This is a genomic window from Bradyrhizobium sp. USDA 3240 (assembly GCF_054063295.1).
Window position 1 is genome coordinate 7,251,116 of sequence record NZ_JBSSGD010000002.1, and the last position, 11,626, is coordinate 7,262,741.

An 11,626-nucleotide genomic window follows, 5' to 3' on the forward strand; every position below is an offset into this window, starting at 1 on the left:
TCATACGCAGGCCGGGAGGCCGAATTGGAGCGATTGCCATGAACAAGATTGTTCTCACGCTGCTTGCGTCCGCCGCGCTCTGCACTTCATTGCCGCTACGGGCCAATGCCGAACTGGATGTCGTCGCGCTGAAGGGTGCAATCGAGAAATCGGTCGAGACCGACTATCCGAAACTCGACGCGCTCTACAAGGACCTTCACGCCCACCCCGAGATCGCGTTTCAGGAGGAGAAGACCGCCGCCAAGCTGGCTGCCGAAATGCGGGCGCTGGGCTTCGAGGTGACGGAGCATGTCGGCAAGACCGGGCTGGTCGCGATCTACAGGAACGGCGAGGGCCCCACCATCATGGTGCGCACCGAGCTCGATGCGCTGCCAATGGAAGAGAAGACCGGCCTTCCCTATGCCAGCCACGACAAGACCACATGGCAGGGACGGGAAACCTTCGTGGCGCACAGCTGCGGCCACGACGTCCACATGGCGAGCTGGGTGGGGACGGCCAAGACGCTGGTCGGCCTGAAAGACCAATGGCACGGTACGCTGATGTTCATCGCCCAGCCGGCTGAAGAGATCGTGGCGGGCGCCAAGGCGATGCTGGCGGATGGTCTGTTCACGAGGTTTCCAAAGCCGAATTTCGGCTTCGCCCTGCACGACGGCCCGTTCGCCTACGGAACGGTGCGCTATCGCGTCGGGATCGGCTCATCTGCCGCCGATGGCCTCTACATTAAATTCCATGGTCGCGGCGGACACGGTGCCGTGCCGCAGGCGACGATTGACCCAGTGATGATGGCCGCGCGCTTTGTCGTCGATGTTCAGAGCGTGATCAGCCGCGAAAAGGACCCGACCGAATTCGGCGTGGTCAGCATCGGCGCAATTCACGGCGGCACCGCGTCAAACATCATTCCTGATGATGTGGTGCTGCTCGGCACCATTCGAACCTTCAAGCCGGAGGTGCGCGCCAAGATGCTTGCAGGCATCGAGCGGACGGCAAAGGCGGTCGCCGCGATGTCGAATGCGCCGGAGCCCGAGATCAACCTGGCCGAAGGAACCAAGGCCGTGATGAACGATCCGGACGTGGTCGGCACCGCGGAAAAGGTGCTGAAGGCGGCGTTTGGCGACAAGTTCGCAACCTCGCCGCCGGGCACGCCCAGCGAGGATTATTCGGAATTCGTCAGTGCCGGGGTGCCGTCGATGTTCTTCAACATCGGTGTCTATGAGCCGGAGCGCGTCGCCGCAGCCCGAGCGGGCAACGGCCCGCCATTGCCGAGCAATCATTCGCCGCTGTTCGCGCCGGTGCCGGAGCCCACCATCAAGACCGGTGTCGAGGCCATGACGCTGGCCGTGCTGAGCGCGTTCGACCGGCAGGCGAAGGGAAACTAGCCGCCTGCGGCCGGGCAGGCGCAGAAAATTCACTGTCGCTCAGCCGAACAATCTGGGCGTGCCAAGACTCGCAGATAGATTGATCAACTTGTTGGAGAAGTCACGTGGCAGACCCGGTCCGCGCCCCTTTCTACCACGACGGAATGCGTGAATTGCAGGACCGCTTCGACGGCCGTCGCGTCGCCGACGGTCTCGAGAAGCATCGCCTGCACTTCGAATTCTGGGACCAGGAGCGCAAGCTCATCGAGGAGACGCGGTTCTTTTTCATTGCGACGAGCTATCAGGACAACGTCGATTGTTCGATGCGTTGTGGCGATCCCGGTTTTGTGAAGATCACCGGGCCCGACACGCTCGAATATCCTGAGTATGACGGCAACAACATGTACCGCACGCTCGGCAACATTCACCGCAACCCGAACGTCGGGTTGCTGTTTGTGCGCCTCGACGGCAAGACGTTTCGCGCGCGCATCCGGGGCAAGGCAACGATCGACGACAGCGCGGAAACGCTTGCCCGGAACCATGGCGCGAAGCTTGTCGTGCGCGTCAAATGCGAAATCTTTCCGAATTGCCCGCGCTACATTCCGGACCTGATGAGCACGTCAGCGGATGCCCCGGCCAATCCGTTCGTTCCTCGGCCCGGCTACGAGCCGCCCGCACCGGAATGGAAGAGCCGGGATTACCTCAAGGACGTGCTTTCGAAATACGACCCGCATCGGAAAGGCGACGCATAGCGGGCGGGCTCGCCGTCGCGAAGCGGGATATTGCTCTGCGCCGCGCTTCAGGGGCAAAGCGGACGTGGCTTCCAATCGTCCGCGCCCTAAGCGGAGCAAAATCCGATCAAGGCAGCGGCGCCATATAGGGAATGCTGCCGACCAGAACAAACACCTGAACCGCATTGCACAGCATTCCGCCCCAATGCAGCCGGCGTAGCCGCCGCACCGCGGTCGGATCGCCCGAGTCGCGCGCGTCCGCCTCGGCGTCGAGCCGCCGCAGAAACCATCGGCGTGCCAGCACCGCGAAGGCCGCGATCAAGGCGATGCCAAGCGCGACAGCCGGCCGGCCCGCCGCGGCGAAGGCGAGCGTCCCGATCACACCCGAGACCGTCAGCACTAGGAAGTAGGCATTGAACATGCCGCGCAGCAGGCGGGTGACGGGCGGGACGTCGAGCTTCACGAGCAGGAACGCCGGCGCCGCGAGCAGGAAGTAGCCCATCGGCACCAGTAGGATGATGGTGGAGAACAAGACCGCTTGATCCGGCGTCATGCAGCCGCGCCCTTCTTCGAGGAGGATTTCGGTGCGGAAACCTCAAGTAGTATCCGCATGAGATATCCCCGGCACTATTAGGCTTTGGTCGGATGCGATCCCCTCAGGCCGGACATTGGCAAACGGACGTAAGGTCACTCGGCCCTACGCCGGGGAATACTCGGCATCCCATTTGCGAATGCGGGCCCCAGGCCCGAGGCATGCCACATCTGTTGGGTGGACCGCCTCTTGCATGCTAGAGAGGACTTACGTCTAACCTCTGAGGCCAGAATTCTCATGCCCATCGTCAACCGCGTCGCCGATCTGCAACCCGATATCCAAGCCTGGCGCCGCAACATCCATGAACACCCCGAACTGCTCTACGATGTGCACCGCACTGCATCATTCGTGGCGGACCGGCTGCGAGAATTCGGCTGCGACGAGGTCGTAACCGGGCTCGGCAAGACCGGTGTGGTCGGGGTCATCAAGGGCAAGAAGGGAGCGGCCAAGGGCGAGGTCAAGGTGATCGGCCTGCGCGCCGACATGGACGCGCTGCCGATCCACGAGGAAACCAACCTGCCTTACGCCTCGAAGACGCCAGGCAAGATGCACGCCTGCGGCCATGACGGCCACACCGCGATGCTGCTCGGCGCGGCGCGCTATCTCGCCGAGACGCGCAATTTTGCCGGCGATGCGGTCGTGATCTTCCAGCCGGCCGAGGAGGGCGGCGCCGGTGCGGCCGCCATGATCAAGGACGGCCTGATGGACCGCTTCGGCGTCCAGCAGGTCTACGGCATGCACAACGGTCCGGGGATTCCGATCGGCTCGTTCGCGATCCGCTCCGGCCCGATCATGGCGTCCACCGACGAGGTCAATATCAACATCGAAGGCCTCGGCGGCCACGCCGCGCGGCCGCATAAATGCATCGATTCGGTGATGGTCGGCGCGCAACTAATCACCGCGCTGCAGTCGATCGTGTCGCGCAGCGTCGATCCGCTGGATTCCGCCGTGATCTCGATCTGCGAATTCCACGCCGGCAATGCCCGCAACGTGATTCCGCAGACCGCGGTCTTGCGCGGCACCGTCCGCACCCTGACCCCGGAGGTCCGGCAATTGATCGAGAAGCGCATCGGTGAAGTGGTCAAGGGCGTGGCCCAACTGACCGGCGCGCGGATCGATCTCGACTACAAGCGCGGCTATCCCGTCACCGTCAACCACGCGCCGCAGACCGAATTCGCGACCCGCATCGCCAAGGAAGTCGCCGGCGATGGCAACGTGCATGCGATGCCGCCGCTGATGGGCGGCGAGGATTTTTCGTACATGCTGGAAGCGCGGCCCGGCGCCTTCATCTTCTGCGGCAACGGCGACAGCGCCGGCCTGCATCACCCCGCCTACAATTTCAACGACGAGGCGATCGTGTTCGGGACGTCGTACTTCGTGAAGATCGTGGAGGACGCGCTGGCGGCGTAAGGCTCGCTACTGGCATCACTCCTCGAACGTCATTGCGAGGAGCGAAGCAACGAAGCAATCCATTGCTCAACGAGTGGAGAGATGGATTGCTTCGCTTCGCTCGCAATGACGGTGAGCGTTGGTCTTGGCGCCGGCTCACGCATCCCATCGCACCGGCAGCGTCACCGGTCCGCGGAACACCCAGCCGCGGACCACAGGCGGCGTCTCCGCGCGGAGGCGCAAATTGCGCAAGCGGTCGAACAGCATCGGCACCACGATCTTGCCGACGGTGAGCCGTGACACCCAGGTGCCGGCGCAGAAGTGCGGTCCGGCGCCGAACGCCAGATGCGATTGCTTCGGTCGCGTCACGTCGAAACAATCGGGCGCCGAAAAGCGATTGCCGTCGCGGTTCGCGGCGCCGACGCAGAGCCCGATCTGAAGGCCCTCGGGCAGCCTAGTGCCGGAAAGATCGACATCGTGGGTGACGCGGCGCGGATACATGCCGATCGGCGAGATCCAGCGCACCGCTTCCTCGAGCGCGGCCGGCCATAGCTCAGGCTTCGCCAGCACGCTGTCCCGCTGCGCCGGGTTTTGCAGGAGACCGAGCACGAGGGTCAAGATCGCATCGCGCGGCTCGTTCAGTCCGCCGCCGATGATCACCTTGATGTTGGCGCGGATGCCCTCGATCGGCATCGGCGGATCGGCGTTGACCATCGAGGACAGGATCGAGGGGTTGGGGTGGCTGCGGTGATCGTCGAGCACCGCGTCGATCGCGGCGTCGACATCGGCGCTGGCCTGCATCGCCTTGCGCTCGATTTCGGCATCGGCGGCGTAATTGCCCGCGCCATCGATCAGTGCCTGCGACCAGTCGGCCAGGGTCTGCCACGGCATCGCGCGAAAGCCGATCATCGCCATCAGGCTGAGCGAAGCCATCGGCGCGGCAAGTGCCGCAAACAGATCGGCCTCATCGGCCGCGGACAAATCATCGATCAGCGTTTCCGCGATGGCGGTGAATTTCGGCGCCCAATACTCCTTGATCGTGGCCGGGCGGAACGAGGGCTCGATCGCCTTGCGGCCGATCGCGTGCTCGGCGCCGTCCTTGCGCATGAAGGTCGGCCCCATCACCTTGTTGACCAGCGATGTCGGATTGTCGGCTGAGTAGGTCGCCGGGTCGCGCTCGATCCGCACGATGTCGTCGAAGCGCGTCACCAGTGTCAGCTTCGCGGCCTCGACGAACACCGCCGGCGCCAGCTCGCGCAGGCGGCGGAAGGTCGGATAGGGGTCGTCGAGCAGATCCTGATACGCGATGTCGGTGACGATGGGCACGGTGCTGGTCATTGGTCCTCCCGGGGCGCTTTTTTGCGAAGCCTAGCGCCAGGCGACGCAATCGCTCAATTCGATGGGCTCGATATCAATCATCGAAATATTCAATGACATCGTGATAGGCTGGGCCGCCAGCAAGGCGGGAGGTGCAACTTGGCGGCCAATTCCTCGATCGATCCGATCGACATCGGGACCTTGCGGACGCTGGTGCTGGTGTACGATTTGCGGTCGTTCTCGGCGGCCGCCAAGCGGCTCGACGTCAACCAGTCCACCATCAGCTACGCGGTCGAGCGGCTGCGCGGTGCGCTCGGTGATCCCCTGTTCGTGCGCAACGGCAATGGCGTGACCGCCACCGAACGCTGCGCGGCGCTGGTCGCCTGGGCGCGGGACATGGTCGGCGAGATCGACGGGCTTGCCTCACCGGTCGAATTCGATCCGGCGACGGCGCAAGGCAGCGTGACGATCTCCTGCAACTATCATGAACGGCAGACCCTGATGCCGCAGTTCAGTGCACGGCTGCGTGCCTGCGCGCCAAAAGTCCGTCTCGTCCTGCTCGATGCCGCGGGCCATGGCGACGTCCACCTCAAGCAGAACCAGTGCGACATCGTGCTCGGTCCGGTCGGGGTCGTCGGCGAAAGCTTCTTTCGGCGCCATATCCTCACCGATCACTATGTCTGCGTGATGGATCCGGCCAATCCGCTGGCGCGCGGCCGGATCGCGCTGTCGGCCTATGCCAAGGCCGAGCATGTCTTCATCACCCACAGCGGCGAGTGGCAGCCGCTTTATCTCGAGGCGCTGAAGGCGAGGGAGATCGAGATCGAGCCCGCGGTCAGCCTTCCGAACCACGACAGTCTGGAGCGCATCGTCGCCGGCACGAAGCTGGTCGCGACCATTCCGCATCATCTGGCGCGGGCGATGCGCGGCGGCCTGCACGTCGCTGCGCTGCCGTTCCGGGTGCCGATCTCGATCGACATGTACTGGAGCGCCCGGACGGCCAAATCAGGCCTGCACAAATGGGCGCGCGGCCTGCTGGCCGAGATCGCCAAAGCCTATGCCTCGTGAGCACGCAGCTTCGCGCCGCTTACGGCTTGTTCGTCATTGCGAGCCAACGGGTCGCGCGAACGCGCGCCCGATGACAGGCTCCGCGAAGCAATCCATCTCACCGCTTGCGGAGGCATGGATTGCTTCGTCGCTGTTGCTCCTCGCAACGACGGGAAATCCTCAAAGCAAGAGGCCCGCACCTGACGTGCGGGCCTTTGTCCGGCGCGGTGTCGCGCCGAAATCATGTCGGCATCAGAACACGTGGTAGAACACGTAGTACAGGCAGCCCGAGAGGATCATCGCTGCCGGCAGGGTCAGCACCCAGGCCATCGCGATGTTGCGGATCGTCGACCATTGCAGGCCGGAGCCGTTGGCGGCCATGGTGCCGGCGATGCCCGACGACAGCACGTGGGTGGTTGAGACCGGCAGGCCGTAGCCGTCGGCCGCCGCAATCGTCGCGGCCGCCGTGATCTCGGCGCAGGCGCCCTGCGCGTAGGTCAGGTGGGTCTTGCCGATCTTCTCGCCGACGGTGACGACGATCCGCTTCCATCCGACCATGGTGCCGAGGCCGAGCGCGATGGCGACGGCGAACTTCACCCAGCTCGGGATGAACTTGGTCGCGGCATCGAGCGAGCCCTTGTACTCGGTCAGCGTGGCGACGTCGGCCGCGGTCAGCTCGGCTTCCTTGTCCTTCATCAGGAAGCGGATCGCCTCGGACGCCAGGTACATGTCGTTACGGGTGTTGCCGACCGCGTCAGCCGGGAACTTGGCCAGCGATCCATACTGGGCAACCTGCTGGCCGATGTCACGCACCAGCACCGCGAGCGACGGGAAGGTGCCTTCGTTGATCTGGTGCTGCGCGACGTAGTTGGTCACGGCCGGGCGGGGATTGCCGATCACGTTGTAGCCGGCGGCCTTGCCTTCGATGACCTTGCTGGCCGAGGTGGAGTGCGCGGCGAACTGCTCGATCTGGTTCGCGGGCAGCGCGCGGTTCAGCGCGTAGGCGGTCGGCACGGTGCCGATCAGGATCAGCATGATCAGGCCCATGCCCTTCTGACCGTCGTTCGAACCGTGGAAGAAGCTGACCAGCGTGCAGGTCAGGATCAGGATGCCCCGGATCCACCACGGCGGCGGCTGGTTGCCGACCGGCTCGCCGAACAGCGCGGGCGTCGCACGCGCCAGCACGGCCTTGAGGATGTAGAGCAGACCGGCGGCGAGCACGAAGCCGAACAGCGGCGACAGCAGCAGCGCCTTGGCGATGCCGGCGGCCTGGGTCCAGTCCACGCCGGAGGTGCCGTCGCGGCCGCGCAGCAGCGCGTTGGTGATGCCGACGCCCATGATCGATCCGATCAGGGTGTGCGAGCTCGAGGCCGGCAGGCCAAGCCACCAGGTGCCGAGATTCCAGAGGATGGCGGCGATCAAGAGCGCGAACACCATCGCAAAGCCGGCGCTGGAGCCGACCTGCAGGATCAGTTCGACCGGCAGCAGCGACACGATGCCGAACGCGACGGCGCCGCTCGAGAGCAGCACGCCGAACAGGTTGAACATGCCCGACCAGACCACGGCGACATGCGCCGGCAGCGAGCGGGTGTAGATCACGGTGGCGACCGCGTTGGCGGTGTCGTGGAAGCCATTGACGAATTCGAAGCCGAGCGCGATCAGCAGCGCGACGAACAGCATGATGTAGGGCAGGAACGACGTGACGCGCGTGCCGGTGGCGTCGACGTCGGCATAGATGCTGTAGGCAACGAACAGCAGCGCGGCCGCGACCACGCCCAAATAAATGATCCCCGTCATAGGGTGGAAGCCCTTGTCGAGGTCCGGACCCTTTTTCAGGGCGGGCTCGATCGAGCCGGGTAACGCCATATCGCTCATGGTAAACTCCTGTCCCAATGCCTCCGATTTTGATCCATGCATATGACAGGCAATTGAAATCCGGCCCGTGAAATGAACCGGCGACCCATAACGGTGGACATCCCGCCGAATTGTTGTGCAAGGCATTGAAGGTCCACGGGCCTTCGCGGCCTCGTGGCAATCTTCAGCAACAGACGATCACCGATCTCGCAATGATCGTGACTGAAGTCACCGTCCGGGTTTCGTGGGGCGAGACGTGTGGGAGGCGAGGACGCCGGCAGTGGGACGCCGGGCCCGCGAAGCCACGCCACCGGGAATCGAGGTCACCGGAAATCCTGGCCGGCGCGTGCCGCGAGCAAGTGGGTGAGGAGGGAAGGATTGCGAGATGAGGTGGCGCGCCGCACGATTGGGGCTAGCAAACCGCGCAGCGCGCCCGCCTCAGGTACGTCATGGCGTGAACATGACGCCCGATACCTTTGGAACACGTCACAGTACCACGGATCAATTAAAGGTTGTAGGTATTTGTCCGCGTCCAGAAACAATTTCACGTTGAAGTGTAGCTCCCGGTTCCGCCGGTTCGGCGCAACTCAGGCCGCGCGGGCCGCATTGCGCAACTGATCTGCGGCAATTTTCAGGTCGTCGATAAAGCGCTGATATTCCAGCGCTTTGGCTTTCTCGTCGGGCAGCCGCAACAAGTAGGACGGGTGCACGGTGACGAGCACCTTGGTTCCGTCGTGATCGAGCAGGCGGCCGCGGTTCTTGTTGATCGGGGTGATCTTGCCGAGCACGCTCTGCGCTGCGGTGGCGCCGAGCGCCACCACGAGTTCCGGCCTGATGGCGGCGAGCTCGCGCGCGTACCACTGACGGCAGGCGCGGATCTCCGGCGTGCCCGGCTTCTGGTGCAGCCGGATCTTGCCGCGCGGCACGAATTTGAAGTGCTTCACCGCGTTGGTGATGTAGACCTTGGCGCGCGCGATGCCGGCGTCCTCAAGCGCGCGATCGAGCATCTGCCCGGCCGGTCCGACAAAGGGATGGCCTGCGAGATCTTCCTTGTCGCCGGGCTGCTCGCCGACCAGCATCACTGTCGCGCCTTGCGGTCCTTCGCCGAACACGGTCTGGGTTGCGTCCTTCCATAGCGGGCAGGCGCGGCAACCGGCGGCCTCTTCGCGCAAGGCCGCGATCGCGTCGTGCGCTTGTTTGCGGGCCATCAGTTCACCCTGCCGTTTCTGCGGCTTGTGCGGTTCGGCCGCCTCGTTCCTGATCATGGCGTTGGCGGTGCGCTCCGCGCTCGCGATCAATGGTTTAATCAATGAGGCTTCGGGCAGGTTCCTCCAATATTTCTGCGGCATTTCGGTCTGCATCGCCTTCACCTTCAGCCGTGCCGGATTGAAGATCGCTGTGTAGTAGCTTCGCCAGGTTTCTTCGAGCCGGTCCTCGCTCGGCGCGTCCGAGTTGGCTACGCCCGGCGTGATCGAGATCGCGTGACCGTTCCAGTGCGCGCAGAGGTCGGGCGTGAGGATCGACCAGGGCATGTCGGCAAAGCGCTTGGCAAAGAACGGCGCGGCAAGCTCGACGATGTGATGCTCCGGCTCGAACCAAGCCACGAAATGCGTATTCACGCGGCCAACCTCGCGGAATCGGACGAAGGCGTGCATCTTGTGCTCGTCGCGATGTACCGCGCGCGCCATCGCGCTGACCTCGGCGACGTCGGGATCGGTGGCAGCGTTGAGCAAATCGTGATGGCTGCGCAGGCGCCACAACAGGCGGTAGAGCAGGGCGAAGCGTTCGGGGGCGCGATGCAGGATCGCCGCTTTCGCCAGCTCGACGAATTTGGCCGGCACGTTGAAGGTGCCTTTTCCCGTTTCGGGCAGGTCATTTGTCTCGGCCGCAAATAAGTCCGGCGCGCCGCCGCGTACGGTCCAGGTCACGTCCTGCGGCTTCACCTCGTTCAGCGCCAGCCGCCGTGCGTCGTGTCGCCAGCCATCAAAGTCGGTTTCGCTATCGAGGGTGACGGTGTGCATCAAAACCCAAATCCCAATTGCTTTGCTGGCGGACGAAACCGCTCCACCAATCCGGCGGCGTCGAGCAAACGTGCCGACGGGCGATGGTCACTGAGAACGATGAATGGCAGTGCCTTGTTCCGGGGGATGTGAAGCCGCGCCAGATCGGCAACACGGATCGAGGTGACACGCCGTGTTGCGATGATGCGGTCGACCGCCTTGCGGCCGAAGCCGGGGACGCGCAGCAATTCCTCGCGACTGGCGCTGGCAACGTCGAGCGGAAAGCGCTCGCGGTGGCGCAGCGCCCAGGCGAGCTTTGGGTCGATGTCGAGCGGCAGCATGCCGCCCGCCGTATCATCGACGATTTCGCCGACGCCGAACCCGTAGAACCGCATCAGCCAGTCGGCCTGATAGAGGCGGTGCTCGCGTACGAGCGGCGGGGCGATCAGCGGCAAGGCGCGGCTGGCATCGGGGATCGGGCTGAACGCCGAATAGTAGACGCGCTTGAGCCTGTAGGCGCCGTAGAGATTGGCGCTGGTCTTGAGGATGGTCTGGTCGCTTGCGCTGTCGGCGCCGACGATCATTTGCGTGCTCTGGCCGGCCGGTGCAAAGCGCGGCGGCTTCGCTTTCGTCGCAGGCTTTTCCGCGGCTTCGTCAAGCTTCAGCCGCAACCGTCCCATGGTGCGGCGGATGGCACGCACGTCCTTCTCCGGCGCAAGTTTTGCGAGGCTGGTCTCCTCCGGCATCTCGATGTTGATGGAGAGGCGGTCGGCATATTTGCCGGCCTCCGCGATCAGTGCGTCGTCGGCCTCGGGAATGGTCTTCAGATGAATGTAGCCGCGGAAGCGGTGCTCTTCGCGCAGCTTGCGCGCGACGGACACCACTTGCTCCATGGTATAGTCGGCGCTGCGGATGATGCCGGAGGAGAGGAACAGTCCCTCGATGTAATTGCGTCGGTAGAAGTCGAGCGTCAGCTTCACCACCTCATCGATGGTGAAGCGGGCGCGTGCCACGTTGGAGGAGGCGCGGTTGACGCAATACAGACAGTCGAAATTGCAGGCGTTGGTCAGCAGCACCTTCAGCAGTGAGATACAGCGTCCGTCGGGTGCGTAGGAATGGCAAATGCCCATGCCGGGCGCGGTCGAGCCGAGGCCCTTACCGTCGCTGGAATCGCGCTGCTCGGTGCCCGAGGACGCGCAGGAGGCGTCGTATTTCGCAGCATCCGCCAGGATCTCTAGCTTGCGTTGTACGTCCATCATGAATCCCTTTGATTCTGCTGATGAATCAGAAAAATTTCCAACCCGATTGACTCATCAGGGCCTGTTAGCTTTATATTAGAAC

The 11,626-nt window shown here is 64.0% G+C and carries 9 protein-coding genes; 4 read left to right on the top strand and 5 right to left on the bottom strand.

The window, feature by feature from the left end; all coding sequences use genetic code 11:
- The first annotated feature begins 38 nt into the window (after nt 1–38).
- Together ACVIGA_RS34815 and ACVIGA_RS34820 are read left to right on the top strand one after the other, a co-directional pair.
- Nucleotides 39–1,376 (top strand): amidohydrolase, encoded by a 1,338-nt coding sequence (locus ACVIGA_RS34815; protein ID WP_456669568.1) that lies wholly within the window; start codon nt 39–41, stop codon nt 1,374–1,376.
- 104 nt (nt 1,377–1,480) lie between these two features.
- A complete protein-coding gene (locus ACVIGA_RS34820; RefSeq protein WP_456669569.1) occupies nt 1,481–2,107 on the top strand; it encodes a pyridoxamine 5'-phosphate oxidase family protein in 627 nt (208 codons plus the stop codon).
- 106 nt (nt 2,108–2,213) lie between these two features.
- On the opposite strand, the gene ACVIGA_RS34825 is transcribed toward ACVIGA_RS34820, so the two are convergent.
- A complete protein-coding gene (locus tag ACVIGA_RS34825; protein ID WP_223970812.1) occupies nt 2,214–2,639 on the bottom strand; it encodes a hypothetical protein in 426 nt (141 codons plus the stop codon).
- A 276-nt stretch (nt 2,640–2,915) separates the two neighbouring features.
- Between ACVIGA_RS34825 and ACVIGA_RS34830 the strand changes: the two genes are divergently transcribed.
- Nucleotides 2,916–4,088 carry a M20 aminoacylase family protein gene (locus tag ACVIGA_RS34830; protein WP_456669570.1) on the top strand — a complete coding sequence of 391 codons (1,173 nt, stop codon included), beginning with the start codon at nt 2,916–2,918 and terminating at the stop codon, nt 4,086–4,088.
- A gap of 135 nt (nt 4,089–4,223) precedes the next feature.
- On the opposite strand, the gene ACVIGA_RS34835 is transcribed toward ACVIGA_RS34830, so the two are convergent.
- Entirely contained in the window at nt 4,224–5,405 is a 1,182-nt protein-coding gene (locus tag ACVIGA_RS34835) for a cytochrome P450 (RefSeq protein WP_456669571.1), read from the bottom strand.
- A 138-nt stretch (nt 5,406–5,543) separates the two neighbouring features.
- On the opposite strand from ACVIGA_RS34835, the gene ACVIGA_RS34840 reads away from it, so the two are divergent.
- Entirely contained in the window at nt 5,544–6,452 is a 909-nt protein-coding gene (locus tag ACVIGA_RS34840) for a LysR family transcriptional regulator (protein WP_456669572.1), read from the top strand.
- Between the two features lie 231 nt (nt 6,453–6,683).
- Here ACVIGA_RS34840 and ACVIGA_RS34845 read toward each other — a convergent pair whose 3' ends face one another.
- The 3 genes from ACVIGA_RS34845 to ACVIGA_RS34855 form a co-directional block, all read right to left on the bottom strand.
- Nucleotides 6,684–8,306 carry an inorganic phosphate transporter gene (locus ACVIGA_RS34845; protein ID WP_223970799.1) on the bottom strand — a complete coding sequence of 541 codons (1,623 nt, stop codon included), beginning with the start codon at nt 8,304–8,306 and terminating at the stop codon, nt 6,684–6,686.
- Between the two features lie 566 nt (nt 8,307–8,872).
- A complete protein-coding gene (locus ACVIGA_RS34850) occupies nt 8,873–10,306 on the bottom strand; it encodes a UdgX family uracil-DNA binding protein (RefSeq protein ID WP_456669573.1) in 1,434 nt (477 codons plus the stop codon).
- Nucleotides 10,306–11,541: a putative DNA modification/repair radical SAM protein gene (locus ACVIGA_RS34855; protein WP_456669574.1), complete on the bottom strand. Its 1,236-nt coding sequence runs from the start codon at nt 11,539–11,541 to the stop codon at nt 10,306–10,308. Before ACVIGA_RS34855 ends, ACVIGA_RS34850 begins: the two co-directional genes overlap by 1 nt.
- Between the last annotated feature and the right edge of the window lie 85 nt (nt 11,542–11,626).